Here is a 25,857-nt window from a genome sequence, read left to right on the forward strand (position 1 = left end):
CCACACCGTCCCGAGAGGTCCCATGTCGAGCGACGAGTCATCGAACGCGTCTGGCCCGAGCGAGCGCCGCGGCGCCGTGCGCGAGAAGGCGCTGCAGGTGCAGGCGCGCCAGAAGCGAGCCCGCGCGATCCGCACCGCGACCCTGGCCACCACGCTGGTGGCGCTGGTCACGGTCGGTGCGGTCGTGGTGACGTGGGCCGTCTCATCCTCGGCATCCAAGCCCCTCCTGAGCCCCGCGAACGTCACCGACGACGGATTCGCCGTGACCGCGCTGACCGGGGTCGCCCTCGCCAGCGAAGGCTCGGGCTCGCAGGCCGACGTCGCCGCCACCGCGACCGCCACCCCGACGCCGACCGCCACGGCGTCTCCCAGCCCGACCGCGGAGCGCGCGAGCGTCGACATCCGCGTGTACGTCGACTACCTGTCGACCGGCTCCCGCGACTTCCAGCTCGCCAACGTGCAGCAGCTGTCGAAGTGGGTCAGCCAGGATGCCGCGACCCTGACCTACTACCCGGTGGCGATGCTCACCTCGAAGTCGAACGGCACGAAGTACTCGCAGCGCGCCGCCAGCGCCGCCGCGTGCGTGGCGACCCACTCGCCGGACTCGTTCTTCGCGTACAACAACGAGCTGCTCACCAACCAGCCCGAGGTCGACTCGGACGGGTACACCGATCAGGAGCTGGCCGACCTCGCCCAGGCGCGCGGCGCGACCTCGCCGAAGGTCGTGCGGGAGTGCATCGAAGAGCACGACTACATGTCGTGGGCCCGCTCCGCGACCCAGCGCGCGCTCGACGGCCTCCCCGGCACCGACGACCTCGCCCTGACCGGCACGCCCACCGTCCTGGTCAACGGCACGCCGTACGTCGGCGCGCTCGACGACCCCAAGGAGTTCGCGCAGTTCGTGCTCACGATCGCCAGCGACGCCTACTACAAGGCGACCCCCTCGCCGTCGCCGAGCACGACGCCCAGCGCCACTCCGTGACCGGTCCGCCCTCGGCCTCGAGGGCCGCGCGGCGCCGGTAGACTGGGCCTCCTGCCGACTTGGCGCAATTGGTAGCGCACCTAACTTGTAATTAGGGGGTTACGGGTTCGAGTCCCGTAGTCGGCTCCATGGAGCCACCGCATCGTCTTCCCGCGTGGGTCGCCCTCGCCGGGGCCGGCGTGGTCGGCGCGCTGACGGCGCTGCAGGCGCGGGTGAACGGTCAGCTCGGACTGCGCCTCGACGACGGACTGACCGCGGCCGCCGTCTCGTTCGCATCGGGCCTCGCGATCCTCGTCGTGCTGTCGGCCGTCGTGCCCTCAGGGCGCCGCGGATGGCGCGCGCTGTCCGACGGCGTGCGCGCCCGGGCCATTCCGTGGTGGATGCTGGCGGGCGGCGCCGCCGGCGCCCTCACTGTCGCGACCCAGGGCGTGGCCGTGGGCATCATCGGCGTCTCGCTGTTCACCGTCGGCGTGGTGGCCGGACAGACCGTGTGCGGGCTGGTCCTGGATCGGGTGGGCTACGGCCCGGCGGGAGTGGTGGCGGTGACGCTGCCCCGCGTGGCGGGCGGCGCGCTGGCGCTCGGCGCGGTGGCCATCGCCCTCGTCGGCGACGGGGTCGCCGCTGTTCCCTGGTGGATGCTCGTGCTGCCGTTCCTCGCCGGCGTCGGCATCGCGTGGCAGCAGGCCACCAACGGCCGGCTCCGCCAGCGCGTGGGGACGCCGCTGACGGCGACGCTGGTCAACTTCGCGGGCGGAACGCTCATCCTCGTCGCCGCGGCCGCCATCGGCGTGGCCACCGGCGGCGCGCCGCGCGCCTTCCCGGGCGAATGGTGGATCTACACCGGCGGCGCGATCGGCGTGGTGTACATCTTCCTCTCGGCGGCCATCGTGCCGTACACGGGCGTGCTGCTGTTCGGGCTGGGCGCGGTGGTCGGCCAGCTCGTGAGCTCGGTGATCCTCGACGCGCTGTGGCCGGCGCCGTCGAGTCCCGGGATGTGGCAGGAACTGGCGATGGTCGCCGTCGCGCTGCTGTCGGTGGTCGTGGCCGCGGCTCCGTGGTCGCGTCGCGCTGCGGCGTGAGGGCCGCTTCCTGCGTCGCGCGCCCCGCGGCGCCGGACTACTTCTTCTTGCTCTTCTTGCTCTTCTTGGACTTCTTGCCCTGCTTCGCGGCGGCGGAGCCGTGGGCGCCCGGCATGCGCGAGAGGTGGCGGGCGGCATCCACCGGCTTTCGGCGGCCAGGGCGGCCCGATGGCTTGCCGCCGACGTACAGCCAGCCCAGCAGTTCCTCGTCCGCACCGAGCCCGTGGGCCTTGGCGACCGCCTTGGAGCGCGTGTAGTGGCCGGTGCGCCACAGCACGCCCCACCCCGCCTCGTCGAGCAGGAGGCTGAGCGCGTGGGCGACGCCGGAGGCGACGGCCTCCTGCTCCCAGCGCGGCACCTTGCCGCTCTTGCGGTAGCTGGCGACGACAGCGATGAGCAGAGGTGCCCGCTGCGGCTTGGACGACACGCCCTTCTCGCCCTCGGCCTTCGCGATCGCGCGACCGAGCGTCTCCCGGTCGCTGCCGCGCAGTTCGATCAGGCGCCACGGTCGCAGCGAGGAGTGGTCGGCGACCCGCCCCGCGGCGGCGACGAGCTCGAGCAGCTCCGCGTGCGTGGGGGCGGCCTCGGTCACCTTCGACCACGAGCGGCGGGACCGCATCGCCTCGAGGGCGCTGCTCACTCGCCGGACTCCGGCGTGAAGTCGAGGGAGAGCGAGTTCATGCAGTAGCGGTCGCCGGTGGGCGTGCCGAAGCCGTCGGGGAAGACGTGTCCGAGGTGCGACCCGCAGTTCGCGCAGCGCACCTCGGTGCGCACCATGCCGTGGCTGCGGTCCTCGATGAGCTCCACGGCCTCGGGACGGATCGACTCGTAGAAGCTCGGCCACCCGCAGTGCGAATCGAACTTCGTGCCGCTCTGGAACAGCTCGGTCCCGCACGCCGCGCACGTGTAGAGGCCGGCGCGGTTCTCGTCGAGCAGTTCACCGGTCCAGGGGCGCTCGGTGCCCGCCTCGCGAAGCACGGCGAACTGCGCCGGAGTCAGCTCCTCGCGCCACTGCTCGTCGCTCTTGTCCACGGCATATGTCATGACTTCTCCTTACGACCACTCCATTCAACCTCAGCCGCACCCGCTGCGGGCCCGCCAGGCTGGGCAACGCCCGCGAGAATGGGCGGGTGGACGTGGATGCCGAGACCGCAGCCGTCATCGAGCGCTACGCGCGCTTCGCCCGGGAGGAGGCGCCCGGGCGCTCCGCGCTGTACGGCGAGTGGGCGGCAGGCGTCGCCGACGACGACGCGACCGCGCGGATCCTCGCCCGCATCCCCGCGACCCGCCGCCAGCCGCCGCTGGTGTTCGCGATCACGCGGATGCTCGGCGCGCCCGAGGACGGATTCGGCGCCTGGGCAGCCTGGCTCGACCGGCACGCCGACGCCGTCGTGGCCGAGGCTGCGCGGCGAGGACTGCAGACCAACGAGCCGCAGCGGTGCGCGGCGCTGCTGCCGGCGCTGGCGACGATCCCCGGGCCGATCGCGCTCATCGAGATCGGCGCGAGCGCGGGTCTGTGCCTGTATCCCGACCGTTATTCGTATCGCTATCGGGACGATCGCGACGTCGTCGACCTCGATCCGGCCGACGGGCCCTCGCGCGTGCGACTGGAATGCCGGGTGACCGGCGCGCCGCCCCTGCGGATGCCCGAGATCGTGTGGCGCGCCGGGATCGACCTGCAGCCCCTGGATGCGGCCTCGCCCGAGGACCGTGCGTTCCTTCGCGCCCTGGTCTGGCCGGGGGAGGAGGGACGGGCCGAGCGGGTGGAGGCCGCCCTCGACATCGTGGCCGCGGACCTGCCCCGCATCGTGGCCGGCGATGCCGCGGAGCCGGAGACGCTGCGGGCGCTCATCGCGTCGGCGCCCGCCGGTATCCCGACCGTGGTGACCACGCCCGGCGTGCTGCCGCACGTGCCGCGCGCCGGGCGCGAGCGCATCCGCGCGACCCTTCGCGGCGCCGACGTCACGTGGGTGACGATCGATCCCCCCGCGCTCGACGCGGCGTGGCATCCACCCCTCCCGATCGATGCGTGGGGCGGCTTCGTGCTCGCCCGCGACGCCGCGCCACTGGCTTCGGTCGACCCGCTCGGCGCGTTCGTGGAGTGGCGCGCGGGTGTGGAGGCGGCACGCCGCTAGCGTGGAGCACGTGCCCCTCACCGACCGCGACCGCGCCGTTCTGGACTTCGAAGCCGAGTGGCGTCGGCACGCGGGCGACAAGGAAGACGCGATCAGATCGGAGCTGGGGCTCGCCCCCGCGCGGTACTACCAGCTGCTCGGGCGCCTGCTGGACACCGTCGAGGCGCAGCGGCACGATCCGATGCTGGTCAAGCGGCTGCGCCGCCTCCGCGACGAGGGAGACCGCTCGGCGGGGTAGGTCCGGCGCTCGGAGGGGCGGCCGGTCGGCGGGTTCGCAGAGCTCCCGGGCGGCTCCCGATAGCATCGGGGGGTGCCGCACCCGTCGTACCCGAAGGATCGTTTCGACGACCTCCCCTCCGACACCGGTCGCGTCGGCGCCCACCGCGCCGAGAACCCCCACATCCACCGCTGGGTGGTGCTCATGTGGGCGGTCGGGGCGACGATCGTGCTCATCGCGCTCGGCGTGTTCGCGACGCTGCTGGCCTCCGGCCGCGTGACGCTGTTCCCGACGAGCGCGCCCGTCGTGGAGGCGAGTCCGACCGCGACGGTCGTCCCGGTGCTCGACACCACCTACGAGGTGCTCGTCCTCAACGCGACGCCGCAGAGCGGTCTGGCCACCCAGACGAAGGACGCCGTCGTGAACGCCGGCTGGCCGGCCGACGATGTGCTGGCCAGCGAGGCCGGCACCGACGACTTCCCCGAGACGACGGTGTACTACGCGACCGAGGCCGATCAGGCCGCGGCAGCCGGCCTCGCCGAGGCGATCGGCGGCGCCCGCATCGAGCAGAGCAGCGTCTACCAGCCCGCCGACGACCCCGAGGCGCGGCAGCTGACGGTGGTGGTCGGTCTGGATCGCACCGACGCTCCGGCCGCGCAGACGCCCGAATCCTGAGGCATCGATCCGCGTGTGTTTCGCCGCGGTAAAAACTTCGATGCATGCGTGTCAACAGTTCGCCTGCGGGCCCGTACGGGGCAGAACGGGTGCATACGATGGCCGCAGTCCCACCAGCAACAGGAGAACAGCATGACCCAGGGCACCGTCAAGTGGTTCAACGCCGAGAAGGGCTACGGCTTCATCACGGTGACGGATGGACAGGACGTCTTCGTGCACTACTCGAACATCGACATGACCGGCTTCCGCGTCCTCGAAGAGGGCCAGACCGTCGAGTTCACCGTCGGCTCGGGTCAGAAGGGCCCGCAGGCGGAATCGGTCCGCATCGTCTAGATCCCCCACCCTTCCTGCGCGCGCGCCCGTCGACCGGGCGCGCGCGTTTTCGCTTCCCCCGGATGCACGTGGCTTGCACTCGATAGGGTCGAGTGCCAGAATGTGTTAGCACTCGCTATCGGTGAGTGCTAAAGACCGAAAGCCAACGTCCGGGAGGGACGACACACACATGGCAAAGATCATCGCTTTCGATGAGGAGGCCCGCCGTGGCCTCGAGCGCGGCCTGAACATCCTGGCCGACGCGGTCAAGGTGACCCTGGGCCCGCGCGGTCGCAACGTCGTGCTCGAGAAGAAGTGGGGCGCCCCCACCATCACGAACGACGGCGTGTCGATCGCCAAGGAGATCGAGCTCGACGACCCGTACGAGAAGATCGGCGCGGAGCTCGTCAAGGAGGTCGCCAAGAAGACCGACGACGTCGCCGGTGACGGCACGACCACGGCTACCGTCCTCGCCCAGGCACTCGTCCGCGAGGGCCTTCGCAACGTCGCCGCAGGCGCCGACCCCATCTCGCTCAAGCGCGGCATCGAGAAGGCTGTCGCAGCGATCACCGCTGAGCTGCTCGCGGGCGCCAAGGAGGTCGAGGGCAAGGACGAGATCGCCGCCACGGCATCGATCTCGGCCGCAGACCCGGAGATCGGCCAGCTGATCGCCGAGGCGATCGACAAGGTCGGCAAGGAGGGCGTGGTCACCGTCGAGGAGTCGCAGACTTTCGGCACCGAGCTCGAGCTCACCGAGGGCATGCGCTTCGACAAGGGCTACCTGAACCCCTACTTCGTCACCGACCCCGAGCGTCAGGAAGCGGTCTTCGAGGACCCCTACATCCTGATCGCCAACCAGAAGATCTCGAACATCAAGGACCTTCTGCCGATCGTCGACAAGGTGATCCAGGACGGCAAGGAGCTCCTGATCATCGCCGAGGACGTCGAGGGTGAGGCTCTCGCGACCCTCGTGCTCAACAAGATCCGCGGCATCTTCAAGTCGGCCGCCGTCAAGGCTCCCGGCTTCGGCGACCGTCGCAAGGCGCAGCTGCAGGACATCGCGATCCTCACCGGCGGCCAGGTCATCACCGAGGAGGTCGGTCTCAAGCTCGAGAACGCCACCCTCGACCTGCTCGGCCGTGCGCGCAAGGTCATCATCACCAAGGACGAGACGACCATCGTCGAGGGTGCCGGCGACCAGGCGCAGATCGAGGGTCGCGTGACCCAGATCCGTCGCGAGATCGAGAACACCGACAGCGACTACGACCGCGAGAAGCTCCAGGAGCGCCTCGCCAAGCTCGCCGGCGGCGTCGCCGTCATCAAGGCGGGCGCGGCCACCGAGGTCGAGCTCAAGGAGCGCAAGCACCGCATCGAAGACGCCGTGCGCAACGCCAAGGCAGCCGTCGAGGAGGGCATCGTCCCCGGTGGTGGCGTCGCCCTCATCCAGTCGGGCAAGAAGGCGCTCGACGCCCTCGAGCTCGTCGGCGACGAGGCGACCGGTGCGAACATCGTGCGCGTCGCGATCGAGGCCCCGCTCAAGCAGATCGCGCTCAACGCCGGTCTCGAGCCGGGCGTCGTCGCCAACAAGGTCTCGGAGCTGCCGGCCGGCCACGGCCTGAACGCCGCTACGGGCGAGTACGGCGACATGTTCGCGCAGGGCATCATCGACCCCGCCAAGGTGACCCGCTCGGCGCTGCAGAACGCCGCGTCGATCGCCGGCCTGTTCCTCACGACCGAGGCCGTCGTCGCCGACAAGCCGGAGAAGGTCGCGGCTCCCGCCGGCGACCCGACCGGTGGTATGGATTTCTGACGCGAGACGGATCGAATGCCGCGCAGCGGCGTTGATGCGGCTCGGGTGAAGGTCGAGTAGCCCGCGAAGCGAGCGTATCGAGACCCAGCCGCCGCACACGAAGGCCCCTCCGCGAGGAGGGGCCTTCGTCGTTCCCGACCGTTCAGCGGAAGAGGCTCATCGTCGCCGTCTCGGCCTCGGAGTACTGGCGCGCGGCCACCCCCAGGGCGGAGTTGATGCCCGCGAGGCTCTCTTCGACATGCCGCTGTGTGGCGCGCCACTCCTCGACGACGGAGTGGAAGGCGACCGAGGCCGAACCGGTCCACGACGACTGGAGCTGCGTGAGCTGCGACATCATCGCCTGCGTCTCGGCCTGCAGGCGATCGATGGTGCCGCGCACGGAGGCGGTCGCGGCGAGGACGGCGTCGCTGTCGACGGAGAAGACGGCCATGGTGTTCCCTCTCGGATCCGGCGGGCGACCCGATGCCGCGCCCGCATGCGTTAAGGCTAGGGATGCCGCGCCGCACGCCATCGACGAGAACGCCCGACGTGGACGGTGCCCTCGCATGCGTGGTCTGGGGAGGAGAGGTCAGGCGTCGTCGGCGGTGGGCCGGCGGATCGGCTGGGTCTGGATGAATCTCTGATCGGCCGCCTCCCGCTCCTTCTGCAGGGGGAACCCGACCCGGAAGGTCGCCCCTCCGCCCGGAGTGTCGACGACGCCGACGCTCCCGTGCAGCGCCTCGACGATCGCCGAGACGATCGACAGGCCGAGACCGGTGCCCCCGGTCTCGCGCGTGCGCGAGGTGTCTGCTCGCCAGAACCGCTGGAAGATCTTCTCCTTGATCTGGTCGGGCACCCCCTCGCCGTGGTCGACGATCTCGATCCAGCCCAGCGCGGCCTCGGGGTCGACGCCCACGCGCAGCTCGATGGGGGAGTCCTCGGCGGTGAACCGCTGAGCGTTCCCCAGCAGGTTCGTCACCACCTGACGGACGCGGTTCTCGTCGCCGAGCACGATGGGCGCGATCGGGGCGGCGGGCGCCGGGACGGGATTCGAGGGACGGGGCGGTCCGCCGGCCGGTGCATCGCCGGAGGGCCGGGCGGTCTGGATCGAGCCCGTGCGCGGACGACGGCGAAGCAGCGACAGCGTGGCGCCCGCCCGCGAGATCGCGGACGTGTTCGGCGCGGGCCGACGTCGGCCAGAGGGTGAAACGGGTGCCGGAGAGACCTCGCCGGTGGTCGCAGGCGGCTCCTGCGCCGTGGTGTCGATCACCGTCACTGGCCGACGCGGTGCGGCAGCGCGCACGTCGAGCGCGGCATCCCGGGCGATGGGACGCAGGTCGACGGGCGCGATCACGACATCGCGGCGCTCGTCGAGGCGGGCGAGGTTCAGCAGGTCCTCGACGAGCACGCCCATGCGGATCGCCTCCTTCTCGATGCGATCCATCGACTGGGTGACATCGTCCTCGGTGGAGATCGCGCCCATGCGGTACAGCTCGGCGTACCCGCGCACGGTCACGAGCGGGGTGCGCAGCTCGTGGCTCGCGTCGCCGATGAACCGGCGCATCTGCTGCACCGTCGCATCGCGCTGGCCGATGGCGACGTCGACTTCGCCGAGCATGGTGTTGATCGCGGCCTTCAGGCGCCCGACCTCGGTGCCGGGCGCGATGTCGGTCATGCGGATGCTGAAATCGCCCTCGGCGATGGCCGTGGCGGTGGTCTCGACCTGCCGGAGGCTGCGGAACGCGAGGGTCACCAGCAGCCGCGTCAGCAGTGCGCCGGCCACGATGGTGATGACGGCGATCACGCTGTAGATGCCGAGATAGGTGGCGATCGTGCGGTTGACCGAGGCGAGGGGCACGGCGACCAGCTGCGTGTACAGCACTCCGGTGCTGCGCACCTCTTCGACGGTCACCGTCGCGCGGTACTCGGCTTCGCCGTCGACCGAGGTCAGATTGAAAGGGGCGAGGGTGGAGGCGATGGCGCGGTCGAGCGGAAAGCTCTCGGGGAAGTCGGGGGCCGGGGCTCCGCGGCCGCCGGCCGTGCCGACGAGCTCGCCCTCGGTCGGCTCGTACACGGCGACGAAGAAGTCGGTCTGCGCCGCGTTCTCGGTCGGCTCGGTCTCCAGCACTCCGTCGACGGTCTCCAGATCCAGCAGAGGCGAGGTCACATCCGTCTGGGCGAGCTGGCGGAGGTTGGTGTCCACATTGCCGACCAGAGCCGTGCGGAGGAAGGTGGTCGTGCCGATGCCCGCGCCGAACAGGCCCGCCGCGAGCACGGCGACGCACACGCCCGTCACCTTGGCGCGCAGGCTGATGCCCCGCCACCACCGGGTGACCGCGTCGGACGTTCGTGCCACGACGTCCCCTCTCGACGGGCTCAGGCCGACTTGCCCGCCTTGAGCATGTAGCCGAAGCCGCGCTTGGTCTGGATGAGCGGCTCGGTCGAGTGGGGGTCGATCTTGCGGCGGAGGTAGGAGATGTAGCTCTCGACGATGCCCGCGTCGCCGTTGAAGTCGTACTCCCAGACGTGGTCGAGGATCTGCGCCTTCGACAGCACCCGGTTGGGGTTGAGCATGAGATAGCGCAGCAGCTTGAACTCGGTGGGGCTGAGGTCGATCGAGACGTCGCCGACCTGCACGTCGTGGGTGTCCTGATCCATCGTGAGCTCGCCGGCGCGGATGATGGACTCCTCGTCGGCCTGCATCGTGCGGCGGAGGATCGCCTGGATGCGCGCGACGATCTCGTCGAGGCTGAACGGCTTGGTCACGTAGTCGTCACCGCCGGCGTTGAGGCCGGTGATCTTGTCCTCGGTCTCGTCCTTGGCGGTGAGGAAGAGGATCGGTGCGGTGTAGCCGGCACCGCGCAGGCGCTTGGTGACGCTGAAGCCGTTCATGTCGGGGAGCATGACGTCGAGCACGATCAGATCGGGTTCTTCTTCGAGGACGGCCGAGATGGTCTGCGCGCCGTTGGCGACGGCGCGGACCTGGAAGCCCGCGAACCGGAGACTCGTGATGAGCAGGTCGCGGATGTTCGGCTCGTCGTCCACGACGAGGATGCGCGGTGCGGTCATGGGCCCATTATGGCCACGGATCCGATGCGCTGTCTGGATATCGGCCGGTGCGGCCGGTTTCGGTCCCGGCCGGGCGAGCCCCTTGAACCGGAGCCGACGGGCGGGAACGATGGCCACAGGACGGCGCCGCGCCGCCGCCGGACGAGGAGCTTCGCATGTCGCAGATCGTGATCGTCGGAGGCGGCCAGGCCGCCGGAGCCGCCGCCGAGACCCTCCGCGAGGAGGGCTTCGACGGCGATGTCGTTCTGGTGGCCGCGGAGGCGCATCCGCCCTATCAGCGCCCGCCGCTGTCCAAGGGCTACCTCGCGGGCGACGACGGGGTGGATGCCGCGGTGCTGCACCCCGCCTCGTGGTACGCCGACCACGCGATCGATCTGCGCACCGGCATCCGCGCGACCGCCCTCGATGTCGCCGCCCGCACCCTCGACCTCGCGGACGGCACGCAGCTCGCCTACGACGCCCTGCTGCTGGCGACCGGAGCGACCTCGCGGCGCCTGCCGCTGCCGGGCGCCGACCGGGACGGCGTGCACTACCTGCGCAGCCTCGACCAGTCCGACGCCCTGGCTGCCGCCCTGCGGGACGGTGGGCAGCGCCTCGTCGTCATCGGGGCGGGCTGGATCGGCATGGAGGTGGCCGCGACCGCCCGCGGACTCGGCAACGAGGTGACCGTGCTCGATCGGGATCCGGTGCCGCTGGCGGCGGCCCTCGGCACGCGGATGGGGGAGGTCTTCCGCGCACTCCACGAGGAGCACGGCGTCGTGGTGCGCACCTCGGTCTCGGTGGAGGGCATCGTCGGGTCGGAACGCGCGGAGGGCGTCGTGGTCGACGGCGAGACCCTGCCGGCCGACCTCGTGCTCATCGGCGTCGGTGCCGTGCCAGACACGGCCCTCGCCGAGGAGGCGGGTCTGGAGGTGCAGGGCGGCATCCTCGTCGACGGCGCGCTGCGCACCAGCGCCCCGGGCGTCTGGGCCGCAGGTGACGTCGCGAACGCGTTCCATCCGGTGCTCCAGCGCCATCTGCGCAGCGAGCACTGGGCCAACGCGCTGGAGGGCGGCAAGGTCGCGGCGCGCTCGATGCTCGGACGCGACGTCGCGCACGACGGCATCCCGTACTTCTACACCGACCAGTTCGACCTCGGCATGGAGCTCTCCGGCTACGCGCCCCTCATGGCCGACGCGGAGGTTCTGGTGCGCGGCGACCTCGACGCCCGCGAGTTCATCGCCTTCTGGGTGGATGATGGGCGTGTGGTGGCGGGGATGAATGTCAACGTGTGGGACGTGAACGAGCAGGTCCAGGCGCTCATCCGCTCGGGAGCGCGCGTCGATCCCGCCGCGCTGCGCGACCCGGACGTCGCGCTCGAGAGCCTCATCGCATGAGGGCCGTGCCCGATACCCCGCGCGTACGTGCGGGGGCGCACGAACTCGAACTCGCGCGCCACATCGCCGTCATGGCCATCGTCAACCGCACGCCCGATTCGTTCTACGACCGCGGGGCGACCTTCGCGCTCGACGCTGCGGTGACGGCGGGACACGCCGCGCGCGCCGCCGGCGCGGAGATCATCGACGTGGGCGGAGTGAAATTCGCCCCGGGGCCACCCGTGCCGATCGACGAGGAGATCGCCCGTGTCGTGCCCGTCGTGGCCGCGCTCGCCGCCGACGTCGCCGTGAGCGTCGACACCTTCCAGCCCGAGGTGGCCCGCGCGGCGATCGCGGCGGGAGCGGCCGTCATCAACGACACGACGGGGCTGCGCGACCCGGAGATGGTGCGGGTGATCGCCGATTCGGAGGCAGCCGTGGTGATCGCCCACAGTCGCGCGCAGCCGCGCACGCAGCTGCCGATGCCGCGGTACGCCGATGTGGTCGCCGAGGTCGGCGGCTTCCTCGCCGAGCGCCGCGACCGGGCGCTGGCGGGCGGCATCCCCGCGGAGCGCATCGTGCTCGATCCCGGGCACGACCTCAACAAGAACACCCGCCACTCGCTCGAGCTGACCCGTCGCCTCGACGAGCTCGCCGCGCTGGGCTCGCCGCTGCTGGTGGCGCTGTCGAACAAGGACTTCATCGGCGAGACGCTCGACCGCGACCGGGGCGACCGGCTGCCGGGGTCGCTGGCGGCGGCGGTGTTCTGCGCGCTCCACGGTGCACGGATCGTGCGCGCGCACAACGTCGCCGAGACCGTTGACGCGATGCGGATGGTGGAGGCGATCCTGGGGTGGCGAGAGCCCGCGTATCTGCGCCACAACATGCGCCCGGAGGGGAACGACTGATGCTGCCGCATGAGGCGCTCGTCGAGGCCTACGCGCTCGAGGACCGCACGACCCCTCGCATCCGCATGAACTTCGTGTCCTCGATCGACGGGGCCGCCACCGTCGCGGGCCGGAGCGCCGACCTCGGGGGTGAGACGGATCGCGCCGTGATGCAGGTGCTGCGCGCGATGTGCGACGTGATCCTCGTGGGTGCGGGCACCGTGCGGGCGGAGGGGTACGGGGGGACCCGCGTCGAAGGGGAGGATGCCGCGTGGCGGCGTGCCGCGGGGCTGACAGGTCAGCCCCGGCTCGCCGTGGTCTCGCGCGCGCTCGATCTGGATGCGGCGCATCCGTTCTTCACGGAGGCGGTGGTCCGACCGCTGGTGGTGACCTGCGCCACAGCTCCGGCCGACCGACGTGCGGCCCTGGGGGCCGTCGCCGACGTGCTCGTCTGCGGGGAGGCATCCGTCGATCTCGCCGCGGCACGCGAGCGACTGGAGGGCCTGGGGATGCCGCAGATCCTGTGCGAGGGCGGGCCGCACCTGTTCGGCGCGCTGCATGCCGCAGACCTCGTCGACGAGCTGTGCCTGACACTGTCGCCGCGACTGGCCGGGGGAGAGGCGGGGCGCATCCTGCGCGGCGGGGCGGAGCGGGTCACCGACATGGGGCTTGCCGGGCTGCTGCGCGAGGGGGACTGGCTGTTCCTGCGCTACGCGCGGTGAGTGCCGCGCTCAGTCCATGCACGCGCGCACGGCGCGGGCGATGACGGGCCGGATCTCGGCGTCGGGATCCACCGTGACGCGGTGGAGCGTGAGGCCGTCGCCGGCTGCCATCACGGTGCGCACGGCGGCGGCGGGGTCGGGGGCGCCGACCCGGGCGAGCAGATCGGTCGTCCACGCGACGAACACCGCCCGCTGCGCGATCAGCGGCGCGAGCAGCTCGGGATCGCCCGCGCCCTCGAGGAAGAGCGCATAGCGAGCACGGGTGCGTGCCGCCAGCGGCCCGGTGTACAGGGCCACGGCCTGTGTGAGCGCCTCGACGAGGTCGTCGGGCGTGTCGATCACGAGGGCAGGGGCGTTCTCGAAGTCGGCGCGCTCCTGCTCGGACAGCCACGTCACCACCCCCGCCACCAAGGCGTCGCGGGTGCGGAACCAGTTCGACGTCGAGCCGCGGGGGAGCCCTGCCCGCTCGTCGACGCGCGCGTGGGTGAGGGCGCGGATCCCTTCCTCGCCGACGAGGGCGAGGGCGGCGTCGAGGGCGCGGGTGCGGGTGGATGCCACACCCTCACCCTACGGAGGATCGAGCTACTACAGAAGTAGTGACACGACACTATGAAAGTAGTAATCTCGCGTCATGGACGAGAAGACGGTTCCCGCCTCGGATGCGGCACCGCCGCTTCCGGAGGTCGCGGGGTTCACGCACCGGTTCGTCGATACCCGCGGCCTGCGCACGCACGTGGCCGAGGTCGGCGAAGGCGAGCCGGTCGTCATGCTGCACGGGTTTCCGCAGCACTGGTGGCAATGGCGCATCATCGGCCCGGCTCTGGCCGCCCGGTACCGGGTGATCTGCCCCGACCTGCGCGGGTCCGGCTGGACGCGCGCGGCGACCACGCGGATCGAGCGGCTGTCGATGAGGGATGACCTGCTCGGGCTCATGGATGTGATGGGGCTCGACCGCGTGCGCATCGTCGCGCACGACATGGGAGGCCTTCCTGCCGCGCAGATGGCGTACGCGGCGCCGGATCGGGTGCGCGCGATGATCGTCCTGTCGGTGCCTCCGCCGTTCATGAGGCTCACACCGGCGATGCTTCCCGCGATGCGGCACGTTCCGAAGCTCCGCTTCCACCGCGCCGGTCGATCGCTCGCGTATCTGTTCCGTCCGCCGTACATCGCCGTGCCGATGTCGGCGGCCACGGTCGAGACCTACCTCGCGCCGCACCGGGACCCGGCGATCGACGCGGCGGTGCGCGAGGTGTACCGGGGGCTCATCGGGGGCGAGGCGCCGCGCCTGGTGACCGGTGCGTATCGCAAGGAGCGACTGCGTGTGCCGAGCCTCTACGCGTTCAGCGTCGAGGACCACCCGCTCACGGCGCCGTTCGTCCGTCGGCACTGCGCAGACGTCTCCCGCTACGCCGACCACCTGGAGATCGCGTCGGTCGAGGGCGCGGCCCATTTCATGACCGACGACAATCCGCGTGCGGTCGAGGAGCTCGCGCTCGACTTCTTCGCGCGCGTCGGCTGAGTTCAGGCTGCGACGTCGATGGAGTGGGCGTCCAAGATCGTGTACGCGTAGCCCTGCTCGGCGAGGAAGCGCTGGCGGTTCTGCGCGAAGTCCTGATCGACGGTGTCGCGGGCGATGAGCGTGTAGAAGCTCGCCGTGTGGGCCGACTGCTTGGGCCGGAGCAGGCGGCCGAGGCGCTGGGCCTCCTCCTGCCGCGAGCCGAACGAGCCGGAGACCTGGATGGCGACGGATGCCTCGGGCAGGTCGATCGAGAAGTTCGCGACCTTCGAGACGACGAGCACCGAGATCTCGCCCTCGCGGAACGCCTGGTACAGCTCCGACCGCTCGTCGACGGGCGTCTGACCGGTGATCTTCGGCGCGCCGAGGGCCTCGGAGAGCACGTCGATCTGGTCGAGGTACTGGCCGATGATGAGGATGCGCTCGCCCTCGTGGCGCTCGACGAGCCGGCGCACGACGCCGATCTTCGCCGGCGCGGTGGCGGCGAGGCGGTAGCGCTCGTCGTCGGCCGCCGCGGCGTACTCGAGCCGGTCGCCCGCCGGCAGGTCGACGCGCACCTCGTAGCAGACGGCAGGGGAGATGAAGCCCTGGGCCTCGATCTCCTTCCAGGGGGCGTCGAACCGCTTGGGGCCGATGAGGCTGAACACATCGCCCTCGCGGCCGTCCTCGCGCACGAGGGTGGCGGTCAGGCCCAGGCGGCGTCGGGCCTGGAGGTCGGCGGTGAGCTTGAACACCGGAGCCGGCAGCAGGTGCACCTCGTCGTAGACGATCAGACCCCAGTCGAGCGCGTCGAGCAGGGCCAGGTGCGCGTACTGCCCCTTCCGCTTGGCCGTGAGGATCTGGTAGGTCGCGATCGTGACCGGCTTGATCTCCTTCGACTGCCCGGAGTACTCGCCGATCTCCTCGGCGGTCAGCGAGGTGCGCTTGAGGAGCTCGTCGCGCCACTGCCGGGCGCTGACGGTGTTGGTGACCAGGATCAGCGTCGTCGTCTTCGTCGCCGCCATCGCCCCGGCGCCCACGAGCGTCTTGCCGGCGCCGCAGGGGAGCACCACCACGCCCGAGCCGCCGTCGGAGAAGATGTCGACGGCGTGGCGCTGGTACGGGCGCAGCGTCCATCCGTCCTCGGCGAGGTCGATCGGGTGGGGCGTGCCGGGCGTGTAGCCGGCAAGGTCTTCGGCGGGCCAGCCGATCTTGAGGAGCTCCTGCTTGATGTGACCGCGGGCCCAGGCATCCACCACAAAGGTGTCGGGGGAGGGATGGCCGATCAGCAGGGGCTGGATGCGCTTGTTCTTCGACACTTCGGCGAGCACGGCGGCGTCGGTCGAGCGCAGCACCAGCTCGCCGCCGGTGCCGTCCTCGGCGACGGGGGTGCGCTCGATCACGAGCCGGCCGTAGCGGCCCACCGTCTCGGAGATGTCGATCGAGACGGACGGGGGCACCGGAAAGCGCGACCAGCGGTCGAGCGTCGCGAGCATGTCGGCGGCGTCGTGCCCGGCGGCGCGGGCGTTCCACAGGCCGAGCCGGGTGATGCGGTACGTGTGGATGTGCTCGGGCGCCCGCTCCAGCTCGGCGAAGATCGCGAGCTCGTGGCGGGCGCTCTCGGCGTCGGGATGCGCCACCTCGAGCAGCACGGTGCGGTCGCTTTGCACGATGAGGGGTCCGTCAGCCATAACAGGCCATTCTACCGGCGGCGCATCGATGGCGGCGCGGGGCGACGCCGATTCACGCGGGGCGCACGCTCACGATGCTCGAAACGGGCAGCGTGCGTTCGATGTCGGCGGTGCGATCGCGTCCGCGCAGGCGCCCTCCGCCGAGACCCGCCGCCTCCACGGTCAGCGAGCGCTCGCTGCCGTCGGGCATGCGCACGACCACCACGATCTCGCTGCGGGCGCGCACCGCCTGCTCGAGTTCGCGGGCCAGCCACGCGGCATCGCCGTCGGCGCCGTGGCCCTCGCGCAGCCGCAGGATGAGGTCGCGATAGGTCTCGAGCGGGGTCGTGAGGCGCGCGGAGGACACGCCTGCCGCCCGCCGGTGCAGCTCCTCGGGTTCGCCGCCTCCGTCGAGCGCGACCACCGGATAGCGGGCGTCCACCAGCGACCAGTACACGGCGTCGCGGGCGACCCGCGACAGCAGGGCGCCGCCCGATTCCACCAGCCCCAGCGGGCGGAGGACCTGATCGACCGACAGGGCAGCGAGCAGCCCCGGGTCGGGGCTGTCGACGCGGGTGCGGCCGGTCGCGGCATCCTCTACGACCTTCACGAGGCCGTGCCGGGAGGCCGTGCTCTCGATGAGATAGTCCAGGGGCTGCGGGATGCCCGTGAGCGACAGCTCGCGCAGGAACGCGCGCATCGACTCGGCGGTCTCACCGGCGATGATGCCGCCGCTGACCGAGCCGGCGGTGAAGCGGTAGGTCGAGGCCTGAGCGCGGGACTCGCGCACCGCCATGCGGCGCAGGCGCAGATCGAGCGCGGGGGCGAGCGGCCCGGGGGCGATCGCCGTGAGATCTGCCTGAAGGTACACGCGGTCGATCTCCGCCGGCAGGAGCCGGGCGAGCTGCTCGGGGTCGGGCTCGCCGCCCCCGCGCAGCCCCGCCGCCCACGCCGGCGTGCGTCCGGCCGGGTCGAGGATGCCCCACCGGCCGGCCGTGCGCCGGTGCCTGTCGGCGACCGCCGGCCACTCGGGATCGAGCGGGTACGCAGCCGGCCACGAGGTGGGGTCGCGGAATCCGCCTTCCGCGGTGAGCATCCCTTCGGGGAGGGCGGCCCGCCAGCCGCGCGCGATCCTCGCCCAGCGGTGCGGGGTGGACGAAGCCAGCCATGCCTCGCCGGCGTCGGTGAGGGTCCACACGCGTTCGCCGGCGTGCAGGAGCCCGCACGCGGTCGCGACGGCGAGATGGTCGTCGAGCTCCTCGCCGGTGTGCACGGCGCCGGCCTCGATGAGCCGTTTGCGATCGACGGCGCTGATCGCGCCCGAGCCGGTGCGGGTGAGCGGGGTCGTCGCGCACGCGAGGAGCACATCGGCGAGGGAGCCGGCAGCGGCGAACACGTGCTCGGCCGCGGCGGCGGCGCCCCGGTCGTCGGGCGGGCTCGCCGGCACCTCCGGAAGAGAGGCGGTGAAGGCATCGGGGTGCTGCGCGGCCAGGAGGGCCACGCGCGCGCCGACCGGCGCATACGGGGCACCGGCATCGTCGACCAGCGCGAGGGCGGCCAGTCGACGGGTCACGGACGCGGACGCGGATGCGCCGGCCAGTGCGTGCAGGGCGTCGCGGTCGAGGGCGACGAGGGCGCGGTCGATCGAGCTCGCATCGAGGAGGCCTTCGGCGACGTCGAAGAAGTCATCCCAGCCCGTGGAGGCGGGAACGCCGCGTGCCGCCAGGAGTGCCGCGAGCGTGGCGTCGTCGCGCGTGACCAGCCACGACGCGAGACCCCGCCCGTCGGACACCCTCAGTCTCCCCGGTTGGCCCGGGACCTCCGCACGAAGCTCATGATCAGAACCGTCAGCAGCAGTGCGAAGGCGATGATCGGCGCGATGTAGACGAGAACCCCCACCGCGGGCCAGACGCCGCTGGACATGTCCGCTCCCGAAGAGGAGCCGATCATGATCGCGAAGAAGCTGATGATCGACAGCAGCAGCAGGCCCAGCGACATGAACGCCAGGATCCGGTCGATCGGGCGGATCGGGACATCTTCGCCCGGAGTGCGATTGCTCATCCGCCTCAGCCTACCCGCTGTCCCTGGTGCCGTAGGCTTGTCGCCGGGGATCTGCTGATCCCTGTTCCGTCATGCCCGCGTTCTCGGGCGCCGTCAGCAGCGAGGTTGTGAAATGCCCACCGGCAAGGTCAGGTTCTACGACGAGGAGAAGGGGTTCGGCTTCATCACCACCGATGAGGGCCAGGACGTCTTCCTGCACGCCACCAACCTGCCCTCCGGCGCGCCCGCGCCGAAGGCGGGGACGCGGCTCGAGTTCGGCGTCGCCGACGGCAAGCGCGGCTTGCAGGCGCTCTCGGTGCGCGTGCTCGACGCGCCGGTGAGCCTGTCCAAGCGCTCGCGCAAGCCCGCCGACGACATGGCGATCATCGTCGAGGACCTCGTGAAGCTCCTCGATGGGATCGGCGCCGACCTGCGTCGCGGGCGCTACCCCGGCGGCCCGCAGGCCAAGAAGATCGCGGCCGTGCTGCGCAAGGTCGCAGATGACTTCGACGCCTGAGTCCGATGCCGCGCCCGAGACCGAGGCGACCGACGCGCTGTCCGTGAGCGCGCAGACCGCCGCGCCCGCCGGGGCCGAAACGCCCGTGGAGGCCGAAGCGCCCGTGGAGGCTGAAACGCCCGTGGAGGCTGAAGCGCCCGTGGAGGCCGCCGCAGACGCCGAGACGGAGACGCCCGCGGAGACCGACGTGTCCGTCGGAGAGATCGCGGAAGCGCCGGAGGTGCTCGCGGAGCCCGATGCGGCGCTTCTCGAGGCGCACGACCTCGCCCTCGCCGCGCTGCGCGAGATCACGCCCGACACGACCATCGGTGCGCCTGCCGGCCACCGGGCAGAGGCCGACGGCGTCGTCTCGCTGCGATTCCACAACCGCCTCGGCGGGTATCCGGGCTGGTACTGGACGGTGAGCCTCGCCCGCGTCGACGGTGCCGAGCCCACTGTGCTCGAGGTGGAGCTGCTCCCGGGCGACGGCGCGCTGCTGGCGCCGGATTGGGTGCCGTGGGCCGTGCGCCTGGCCGACTACCAGGCCGCGCAGGCCGCACTGGCAGAAGCCGCCCTCGACGAGGAAGACGTCGAGATCGACGATGCCGACGACGACGCGGAGGAGTCCGAGGCCGACCTCGATGACGTCGACGACCTCGACGCGGCCGATTTCGACGACGACGGCTCGCCGATCCTGCACGCCGGCGATGTCGACGGCGTCGACATCGACGAGCTCGACGACTCCGCCGACGAGGCGGATGCGGTCGAAGTGGACGACGAAGAAGACGCCGACGAAGAAGACGCCGACGAGGACGACGAAGAAGACGCCGACGAGGACGAATAGTCCTCGTCGGCGTCAGCCGTCGCTCACACCGGTGCGACGGCGGGCGTCGCGGCGCGCACCCGGAAGATGACCGACCGGAGTGCCTCATCGCGCGAGGACGGACCCACGAGCAGTTCGAACTCGCCGGGCTCCACGACGCGTGCGCCCGCGGCATCCACGATCGAGCAGTCCGCCACGGCGAGTTCCAGCTCGACCGTGCGCGATTCGCCGGGCGCGAGGTCGACCAGGCGGTAGCCCTTGAGCTCTTTGTCGGCCCAGCTGACAGAGGTGACGCTGTCGCGCACGTACAGCTGCACCACTTCGCGCGCGGGGCGCGCGCCCGAGTTGGTCAGCCGCACACGTGCGCGTACGACGTCGTCGACGGCGCACTCGTCGTCGATCAGCTCGAGTCCGTCGTAGTCGACCGTCGTGTACGAGAGGCCCTCGCCGAAGGCGAACGCGGGGCTCTGGGTGAGGTCGGCGTAGCGGGAGCCGTGCTGGCCGCGGATCTGGTTGTAGTAGGTGGGCTGCTGGCCCGAGTGGCGGGCGAACGAGATCGGCAGGCGGCCCGTCGGCTCGATGCGGCCGAGGAGCAGATCGGCGATCGCCTCGCCGCCCTTCATGCCGGGGCTGGCGGCCCAGATCAGGGCCGCGGCCGCGTCCGCCGAGGGCGGCAGCACGAGAGGCTTGGAGGCCAGCAGCACGACGACGAACGGGGTGCCGGCGGCCGCGATCGCGTCGAGGAGCGCGACCTGGCCGCCTATGAGCTCGAGCGTCGCCGTGGAGCGGCCTTCGCCGACCAGCTCGATGACATCGCCCACGACCACCACGGCGAGGTCGCTGCCCTGGGCGGCGGCGACGGCCTCGGCGATCTGAGCCGGATCGGGGTCGCAGGGCACCACGATCTGCGGACGGGGCTGCCCGTCGGGGAACAGTGCGCCCTCCGGGTCGTCCTCGAGGGTGAGGATGTCGGCTCCGCGCGCGAAGGAGACCGCGTCGGGGCCCACCGCGGCGCGCAGGCCGTCGAGCACCGTCGTGATCATCGCGCGCGGATGCCCGTCGGGGAGCCAGTCGGCCTGCCCCGACGAGCCGGCCCAATCGCCGAGCTGCGTCTGCGCATCGTCGGCGAGGGGGCCGAGCACTGCGATGCGCCGCGGCGTCGGGGCCAGCGGCAGCAGGCCGTCGTTGCGCAGCAGCACGAGCGAGCGATGCGCCGCCTCGAGATTGAGGTCGGCGTGGACGTCGCCGCCGACGACGGTGGCGACGCGAGCCGGGTCGGGGCGCCGCGGGTCTTCGAAAAGCCCGAACTCGAACTTCAGGAGCAGGATGCGGGCGACGGCGCGGTCGAGGTCGGCCTCGCTCAGCATGCCGCGGTCGATGGCTTCCAGAGCGCCTTCGAAGAAGCCCGGTGTCGTCATGATCATGTCGTTGCCGGCCTTGACGGCGGCGGCCGCCGCGTGGGCGTAGTCGGGCTGGACCTTCTGCTCCCACACCATGCGGCCGACGTTGTCCCAGTCGGTGATGAGCGTGCCGGTATAGCCCCACTCCGCGCGCAGAACGTCGTTCAGCAGCCAGTCGTTGACCGTGATCGGCACACCGTCGGTGGTCTGGTAGCCGAGCATGAAGGTGCGGCAACCCTCCTTCGCGACGCGCTCGAACGGCGGCAGGAACCAGGAGCGGAGCTTGCGGCGCGAAAGGTCGGCCTCGCTGGCGTCGCGCCCTCCCTGGGTCTCGGAGTACCCGGCGAAGTGCTTCGCGGTCGCCAGGATCGCCGTCTGATCATCCAGTCCGCCGCCCTGGTAGCCGCGCACCATCGCCGACGCCAGCTCGCCGATGAGGAACGGGTCCTCGCCGAACGTCTCGTCGATGCGGCCCCAGCGAAGATCGCGCGCGATGCACAGCACGGGGGAGAAGGTCCAGTGAACGCCCGTGGCGGAGACCTCGACCGCCGTCGCGCGGGCGACCCGCTCGAGCAGATCGGCATCCCACGAGGCGGCCATGCCGAGCTGGGTGGGGAAGATCGTCGAGCCCTCGAAGAACGAGTGGCCGTGGATGCAGTCCTCGCCGACCAGCAGCGGGATGCGCAGCCGCGTGCGGCCGACGAGCTCATGCGCGCGCATGAGCCGCTCGGGCGACGCGTGCAGGATCGAGCCGACGTGCTGGCGCAGCACCTGGTCCTCGAGGTCCTCCCGCGCGTCGAGCTGCATCATCTGCCCGACCTTCTCCTCGATCGTCATGCGAGTGAGCAGGTCGGCGATGCGGTCGGCGACGGGGAGGGCGGCGTCGAGGTAGGCCGCTGCGGCGATGTCGGGGGTGGTCACGAAGTCTCCTGTGTGGTCGTTGCGGGCCGGACGGCGGTGACGGTGTCGTTCACGTCGAGGCCCTTCTTCTTCATCGCGCGGGCGCGCTCACCGGCGGAGCGCAGGCGAGGATTGACGTACTCGTCGATGCCGAAGTTGATCAGCGACAGCGCCACGCCGATCGCGGCGATGCACAGCCCCGGCGGCAGATACCACCACCACTGGCCGAGACGGAATGCGCCCTGGGCGCTGGCCCAGTTGAGGATCGTGCCCCAGTTGTACGTGGTGACGGGGATGATGCCGATGTAGGACAGCGTGGTGAGACCGATGATGGCCGCCGTCACCGTGCCCACGAAGCTCGCCGCGATCAGGGCCATGAGATTGGGCAGCATCTCGACGGTGATGATTCGGCGCAGAGGCTCGCCGTTCGCCCGCGCGGCCAGCACGAAGTCCCTGCCGCGCAGCGACATGGTCTGCGCGCGGAGCACCCGCGCACCCCACGCCCAGCCGATGAGGCCGAGCACTGCCGCGATGACCCACAGCGGCGGGTCCTCGAACATCGTCGCCACGATGATGATGAGCGGGATGCCCGGGATCACGAGGAACACGTTGGTGACGGCCGACAGCGCTTCGCTGCGCCATCCGCGAAGGTAGCCCGAGGTCACGCCGACGACGATCGCGATGAGCGTGGCGATGACGGCCGCGAGGAACCCCACCACGATGACGCCGCGCGTGCCGTGGATGACCTGGCTCAGCACGTCTTCGCCGATGTGGGTGGTGCCCAGCCAGTGGGCGGCCGACGGTGGCTGGAAGCGCGCGGTGTTGTCCACCTTGGTGGGCGAGTACGGGGCGAGCAGATCGGCGAAGATCGCGACGAGCACGAAGAACCCGAGAATGGAGAGCCCCGCGATCGACTTGCCATTGCCGAACATGGCGAACGCCGATCCGAGCTTGGACCAGAACGTCGGGCGCTTCGGCGCGCGCTCTGCCGGGGGTCTGCGCACGGTGGCCGTCGCGGGGGTGTGCGCCTGCCGCGCGGCGCCGGCCTCGGTGATGGTGTCCATGTTCAGGCCTCCGTCTGGCGCGTGCGCGGGTCGAGGAATGCGTAGGCGACGTCTGCGAGCAGGTTCGCCAGCAGCACCGAGATGGTGATCACGAGGAAGACGCCCTGCATGAGCGCGTAATCCTTCGCGTTCGTGGCATCCAGCAGCAGCTTGCCCACCCCGGGGTAGCTGAAGACAACCTCCATGACGATGGTCCCGCCGACGATGAAGCCGAGCGCGAGCGCGAAGCTCTGGATCTGCGGAAGCACCGCGTTGCGGGCGGCGTAGCGCCACAGCACGCGCTGATTCGGCAGACCCTTGGCCTGGGCCACCGTGACGTAGTCCTCGTCGAGGACCGTCAGCATCATGTTGCGCATGCCGAGCATCCAGCCGCCGAGGGAGGCGACGATGATCGTCGCGGCGGGGAGGAAGCCGTGGTGCACGACGTCGCCGATGAATTCCGCCGACCACTCCGGCCTCACGCCCACACCGTACGCCTTGCCGATCGGGAACCAGCCGAGGGCGACCGAGAACACCGAGATGGCGACCAGGCCCAGCCAGAAGTAGGGGATGGTGCTCAGGAACGTCGTGATCGGGATGAGCGCGTCGAGGCGGCTGCCCCGCCGCCAGCCGACGATCGCGCCGCCGATGGTGCCGATCGCGAATGCGACGAGGGTGGCGAAGCCGACGAGCCCGACCGTCCAGATGAGGGACTGGCCGACCACCTCCGTCACCGGTCGCATTCCGTGCAGCAGTGAGATGCCGAGATCGCCGCGCAGAAGCAGTCCCCAGTAGTCGAGATACTGCTGCCACAGCGAGGTGTCGGTGTCGAGCCCCAGGAGCGCTCGCAGCGCCTCGGCCGCCTCGGGCGACACATTGCGGTTGCGCGCGAGATACGCCGTCACCGCGTCGCCTTTCATCAGGCGGGGGAGGAAGAAGTTGATGGTGATGGCCGCCCACAGGGTGAACAGGTAGAACAGGGCTCGTCCCCCGAGGAAGCGCCAGGGGATCCGGGTTCGGCCGGCGACGGCGCTGGTGGCCGTCGTGCCCGCCTCGATCGCGTCGAAGTCCGGTGCGGGGATCTGGGGGGCGACCGCGCTCACTTCTCACCTCCGAGGATTCCTGAGGCATGCGCGAAGTAGGTCTCGGGATCGGGGGATGCCGCGCGCAGCTGCTGGGTGTACGGGTTCTGAGGGCGGAGGATCACGTCGTCCGCGGGGCCGCGCTCCACGACGCGCCCCTGATTGAGGACGAGGATCTCGTCACTGAAGTGGCGGGCGGTCGCGAGGTCGTGCGTGATGTAGAGCACGCCGAGCCCTTCCTCGCGCTGCAGGTCGGCGAGCAGATTGAGCACGCCGAGACGGATCGACACGTCGAGCATCGAGACGGGTTCGTCTGCCACGAGCAGTCGCGGCCGCGACGCCAGGGCGCGGGCGATGGCGACACGCTGACGCTGGCCGCCCGAGAGCTCGTGGGGCCGCCGGTCGATGACACGAGCGGCATCGAGGCGCACACGATCGAGCAGACGTCGCACCTCGTCGTCGAGCTGGTCTTTCGGCACGACGTGGTCCAGCTCGAGGGGGCGCTGGATGGTGTAGCGGATCGAGTGGTAAGGGTTCAGCGAGGCGAAGGGATCCTGGAACACCATGCGAAGCTGCTGGCGATAGGCGCGCAGGCCGGCCCCGCGGCGGGGGATCGGGCGGCCGTCGAGACGCACCTCGCCGCTTGTGGGCGTCTCGAGCTGGGTGAGGATCTTCGCGATCGTCGACTTGCCGCTGCCGGACTGTCCGACGAGTCCGATCGTCTGTCCCGAGTGCAGCGTGAAGCTGACATCGTCGAGGGCCTTGATCTGGCCGGCGCCGCGCACGCTGTACGCCTTGGTCACGGCGTCGAACTCGAGCATGGTCATCGGAGCACCACCCCCCGCTCGCCGGTGAGCCGGGGGAAGGAGGCGAGGAGCGTGCGGGTGTACTCGTCCTGGGGATCGGTCCAGATCCGCTCTGCGGTGTCGAGCTCGACGACCTCGCCGTCGCGCATGATCGCGATGCGGTCGCTGATCTCCAGCAGCAGCGGAAGGTCGTGGGTGATGAAGATCACGGAAAATCCGAACTCGTGGCGCAGCTGCGAGATCTGCCGCAGGATCTCCCGCTGCACCAGGACGTCGAGCGCCGTCGTCGGCTCGTCCATCACCATCAGCTGAGGTCGCAGGGCCAGCGCCATGGCGATCATGATCCGCTGGCGCATGCCGCCCGACAGCTCGTGGGGGTATGACCGCGAACGCTGGGCGCCGACCTTGACGATCTCGAGCAGCTCGGCGACGGCCGCGCGTCGCTCGGCGCGGGAGTATTCGGGACGGTGCACCTCGAAGACGTCTTCCAGCTGCGACCCGACCGTGGTGACCGGGTTCAGCGAGTTCATCGCGCCCTGGAACACCATGGAGATCTTGTCCCAGCGGAAGCGGCGCATCTGCTCGGAATCCAGCGCGTTGATGTCGATGTCGTCGCCGTCGGCGTCGTGGAAGACCACCGATCCGCTCGTGATGACCGCCGGCGGCTTGAGCAGCCGCTGGAGCCCGTAGGCGAGCGTGGTCTTGCCGCACCCGCTCTCGCCGGCGAGACCGAGGATCTCGCCGCGCCGCAGCTCCAGGGTGACTCCTCGCACCGCGCGGACAGGGGGATCGACGTCGTACACGACCGAGAAGTCGTCGACCGAGAGCAGGGCGTCCCTCATGGGTTTCTCGCTTTCGTGGAGTGTGGGGCGGGCGGGGT

General features: G+C 71.0%; 27 protein-coding genes and 1 tRNA gene. 14 read left to right on the top strand and 14 right to left on the bottom strand.

Annotated elements, in window-relative coordinates; genetic code table 11:
• The first annotated feature begins 22 nt into the window (after positions 1-22).
• The 3 genes from HQM25_RS05120 to HQM25_RS05130 all read left to right on the top strand — a co-directional run bounded on the left by HQM25_RS05120 (position 23) and on the right by HQM25_RS05130 (position 2,061).
• Positions 23-982, top strand: a complete 960-nt coding sequence (locus tag HQM25_RS05120) for a DsbA family protein (protein ID WP_172989265.1) — start codon at positions 23-25, stop codon at positions 980-982.
• A gap of 53 nt (positions 983-1,035) precedes the next feature.
• Positions 1,036-1,111: transfer RNA gene (locus HQM25_RS05125), tRNA-Thr, on the top strand.
• Positions 1,111-2,061 (top strand): DMT family transporter, encoded by a 951-nt coding sequence (locus tag HQM25_RS05130; protein WP_172989266.1) that lies wholly within the window; start codon positions 1,111-1,113, stop codon positions 2,059-2,061. Before HQM25_RS05125 ends, HQM25_RS05130 begins: the two co-directional genes overlap by 1 nt.
• Before the next feature lie 37 nt (positions 2,062-2,098).
• Here the strand turns inward: HQM25_RS05130 and HQM25_RS05135 are convergent, their stop codons facing one another.
• Together HQM25_RS05135 and msrB are read right to left on the bottom strand one after the other, a co-directional pair.
• Complete coding sequence (locus HQM25_RS05135) at positions 2,099-2,680, bottom strand: nitroreductase family protein (RefSeq protein WP_172991519.1); 582 nt, start codon at positions 2,678-2,680, stop codon at positions 2,099-2,101.
• Positions 2,681-2,697: 17 nt separating this feature from the next.
• The gene (gene msrB / locus HQM25_RS05140; RefSeq protein ID WP_172989267.1) at positions 2,698-3,105 is read right to left on the bottom strand and encodes a peptide-methionine (R)-S-oxide reductase MsrB; all 408 of its coding nucleotides are present in this window, start codon (positions 3,103-3,105) and stop codon (positions 2,698-2,700) included.
• Positions 3,106-3,191: 86 nt separating this feature from the next.
• Here msrB and HQM25_RS05145 point away from each other — a divergent pair, with 86 nt between their 5' ends.
• The 5 genes from HQM25_RS05145 (at position 3,192) to groL (ending at position 7,210) form a co-directional block, all read left to right on the top strand.
• Positions 3,192-4,196, top strand: coding sequence for a DUF2332 domain-containing protein (locus HQM25_RS05145; RefSeq protein ID WP_172989268.1), 1,005 nt, complete (start codon positions 3,192-3,194; stop codon positions 4,194-4,196).
• A 10-nt stretch (positions 4,197-4,206) separates the two neighbouring features.
• On the top strand, positions 4,207-4,434 hold the full coding sequence (locus HQM25_RS05150) for a DUF3263 domain-containing protein (RefSeq protein WP_172989269.1): 228 nt from the start codon (positions 4,207-4,209) through the stop codon (positions 4,432-4,434).
• A gap of 72 nt (positions 4,435-4,506) precedes the next feature.
• Positions 4,507-5,088 (top strand): LytR C-terminal domain-containing protein, encoded by a 582-nt coding sequence (locus HQM25_RS05155; protein WP_172989270.1) that lies wholly within the window; start codon positions 4,507-4,509, stop codon positions 5,086-5,088.
• A 132-nt stretch (positions 5,089-5,220) separates the two neighbouring features.
• Positions 5,221-5,421 (top strand): cold-shock protein, encoded by a 201-nt coding sequence (locus tag HQM25_RS05160; protein ID WP_172989271.1) that lies wholly within the window; start codon positions 5,221-5,223, stop codon positions 5,419-5,421.
• Positions 5,422-5,590: 169 nt separating this feature from the next.
• Positions 5,591-7,210: a chaperonin GroEL gene (gene groL / locus HQM25_RS05165; RefSeq protein ID WP_172989272.1), complete on the top strand. Its 1,620-nt coding sequence runs from the start codon at positions 5,591-5,593 to the stop codon at positions 7,208-7,210.
• 142 nt (positions 7,211-7,352) lie between these two features.
• Here groL and HQM25_RS05170 read toward each other — a convergent pair whose 3' ends face one another.
• The 3 genes from HQM25_RS05170 to HQM25_RS05180 all read right to left on the bottom strand — a co-directional run bounded on the left by HQM25_RS05170 (position 7,353) and on the right by HQM25_RS05180 (position 10,258).
• Positions 7,353-7,640 (bottom strand): WXG100 family type VII secretion target, encoded by a 288-nt coding sequence (locus HQM25_RS05170; RefSeq protein WP_172989273.1) that lies wholly within the window; start codon positions 7,638-7,640, stop codon positions 7,353-7,355.
• 138 nt (positions 7,641-7,778) lie between these two features.
• The gene (locus HQM25_RS05175; RefSeq protein ID WP_172989274.1) at positions 7,779-9,545 is read right to left on the bottom strand and encodes a sensor histidine kinase; all 1,767 of its coding nucleotides are present in this window, start codon (positions 9,543-9,545) and stop codon (positions 7,779-7,781) included.
• 20 nt (positions 9,546-9,565) lie between these two features.
• A complete protein-coding gene (locus HQM25_RS05180; protein ID WP_172989275.1) occupies positions 9,566-10,258 on the bottom strand; it encodes a response regulator transcription factor in 693 nt (230 codons plus the stop codon).
• Between the two features lie 155 nt (positions 10,259-10,413).
• Between HQM25_RS05180 and HQM25_RS05185 the strand changes: the two genes are divergently transcribed.
• Genes HQM25_RS05185 through HQM25_RS05195 form a run of 3 tightly spaced genes read left to right on the top strand, consistent with a single transcriptional unit; the run spans position 10,414 to position 13,222 of the window.
• Positions 10,414-11,634, top strand: coding sequence for an NAD(P)/FAD-dependent oxidoreductase (locus tag HQM25_RS05185; RefSeq protein WP_172989276.1), 1,221 nt, complete (start codon positions 10,414-10,416; stop codon positions 11,632-11,634).
• Positions 11,631-12,521, top strand: a complete 891-nt coding sequence (gene folP, locus HQM25_RS05190) for a dihydropteroate synthase (RefSeq protein ID WP_172989277.1) — start codon at positions 11,631-11,633, stop codon at positions 12,519-12,521. The genes HQM25_RS05185 and folP overlap by 4 nt, the downstream gene beginning before the upstream one ends.
• Positions 12,521-13,222, top strand: a complete 702-nt coding sequence (locus tag HQM25_RS05195) for a pyrimidine reductase family protein (protein ID WP_172989278.1) — start codon at positions 12,521-12,523, stop codon at positions 13,220-13,222. The genes folP and HQM25_RS05195 overlap by 1 nt, the downstream gene beginning before the upstream one ends.
• Before the next feature lie 9 nt (positions 13,223-13,231).
• Here HQM25_RS05195 and HQM25_RS05200 read toward each other — a convergent pair whose 3' ends face one another.
• On the bottom strand, positions 13,232-13,780 hold the full coding sequence (locus tag HQM25_RS05200) for a TetR/AcrR family transcriptional regulator (protein ID WP_172989279.1): 549 nt from the start codon (positions 13,778-13,780) through the stop codon (positions 13,232-13,234).
• A 73-nt stretch (positions 13,781-13,853) separates the two neighbouring features.
• Between HQM25_RS05200 and HQM25_RS05205 the strand changes: the two genes are divergently transcribed.
• Positions 13,854-14,741, top strand: a complete 888-nt coding sequence (locus HQM25_RS05205; RefSeq protein ID WP_172989280.1) for an alpha/beta fold hydrolase — start codon at positions 13,854-13,856, stop codon at positions 14,739-14,741.
• A gap of 2 nt (positions 14,742-14,743) precedes the next feature.
• Here the strand turns inward: HQM25_RS05205 and HQM25_RS05210 are convergent, their stop codons facing one another.
• From HQM25_RS05210 to HQM25_RS05220, 3 genes are read right to left on the bottom strand one after another with little or no spacing between them, the layout of a single operon-like run.
• Entirely contained in the window at positions 14,744-16,408 is a 1,665-nt protein-coding gene (locus tag HQM25_RS05210) for a DNA repair helicase XPB (RefSeq protein ID WP_172989281.1), read from the bottom strand.
• Between the two features lie 52 nt (positions 16,409-16,460).
• Positions 16,461-18,179, bottom strand: a complete 1,719-nt coding sequence (locus tag HQM25_RS05215; protein ID WP_254359555.1) for a helicase-associated domain-containing protein — start codon at positions 18,177-18,179, stop codon at positions 16,461-16,463.
• Positions 18,180-18,181: 2 nt separating this feature from the next.
• Positions 18,182-18,448, bottom strand: a complete 267-nt coding sequence (locus HQM25_RS05220; RefSeq protein WP_172989282.1) for a multidrug ABC transporter ATPase — start codon at positions 18,446-18,448, stop codon at positions 18,182-18,184.
• A gap of 112 nt (positions 18,449-18,560) precedes the next feature.
• On the opposite strand from HQM25_RS05220, the gene HQM25_RS05225 reads away from it, so the two are divergent.
• The gene (locus tag HQM25_RS05225; protein WP_172989283.1) at positions 18,561-18,944 is read left to right on the top strand and encodes a cold-shock protein; all 384 of its coding nucleotides are present in this window, start codon (positions 18,561-18,563) and stop codon (positions 18,942-18,944) included.
• Entirely contained in the window at positions 18,928-19,767 is an 840-nt protein-coding gene (locus HQM25_RS05230) for a DUF3027 domain-containing protein (RefSeq protein ID WP_172989284.1), read from the top strand. Before HQM25_RS05225 ends, HQM25_RS05230 begins: the two co-directional genes overlap by 17 nt.
• 23 nt (positions 19,768-19,790) lie before the next feature.
• Here HQM25_RS05230 and HQM25_RS05235 read toward each other — a convergent pair whose 3' ends face one another.
• Genes HQM25_RS05235 through HQM25_RS05255 form a run of 5 tightly spaced genes read right to left on the bottom strand, consistent with a single transcriptional unit; the run spans position 19,791 to position 25,819 of the window.
• Positions 19,791-22,067: a glycoside hydrolase family 3 N-terminal domain-containing protein gene (locus HQM25_RS05235; protein WP_217275196.1), complete on the bottom strand. Its 2,277-nt coding sequence runs from the start codon at positions 22,065-22,067 to the stop codon at positions 19,791-19,793.
• A complete protein-coding gene (locus tag HQM25_RS05240) occupies positions 22,064-23,110 on the bottom strand; it encodes an ABC transporter permease (RefSeq protein WP_172989285.1) in 1,047 nt (348 codons plus the stop codon). Before HQM25_RS05240 ends, HQM25_RS05235 begins: the two co-directional genes overlap by 4 nt.
• A gap of 2 nt (positions 23,111-23,112) precedes the next feature.
• Positions 23,113-24,192 (bottom strand): ABC transporter permease, encoded by a 1,080-nt coding sequence (locus HQM25_RS05245; protein ID WP_172989286.1) that lies wholly within the window; start codon positions 24,190-24,192, stop codon positions 23,113-23,115.
• Positions 24,189-24,998: an ABC transporter ATP-binding protein gene (locus HQM25_RS05250; RefSeq protein WP_172989287.1), complete on the bottom strand. Its 810-nt coding sequence runs from the start codon at positions 24,996-24,998 to the stop codon at positions 24,189-24,191. The genes HQM25_RS05245 and HQM25_RS05250 overlap by 4 nt, the downstream gene beginning before the upstream one ends.
• Positions 24,995-25,819, bottom strand: a complete 825-nt coding sequence (locus HQM25_RS05255) for an ABC transporter ATP-binding protein (protein ID WP_172989288.1) — start codon at positions 25,817-25,819, stop codon at positions 24,995-24,997. The genes HQM25_RS05250 and HQM25_RS05255 overlap by 4 nt, the downstream gene beginning before the upstream one ends.
• Between the last annotated feature and the right edge of the window lie 38 nt (positions 25,820-25,857).

It is taken from the genome of Microbacterium hominis, assembly GCF_013282805.1.
GTDB classification, from domain to species: domain Bacteria; phylum Actinomycetota; class Actinomycetes; order Actinomycetales; family Microbacteriaceae; genus Microbacterium; species Microbacterium hominis_B.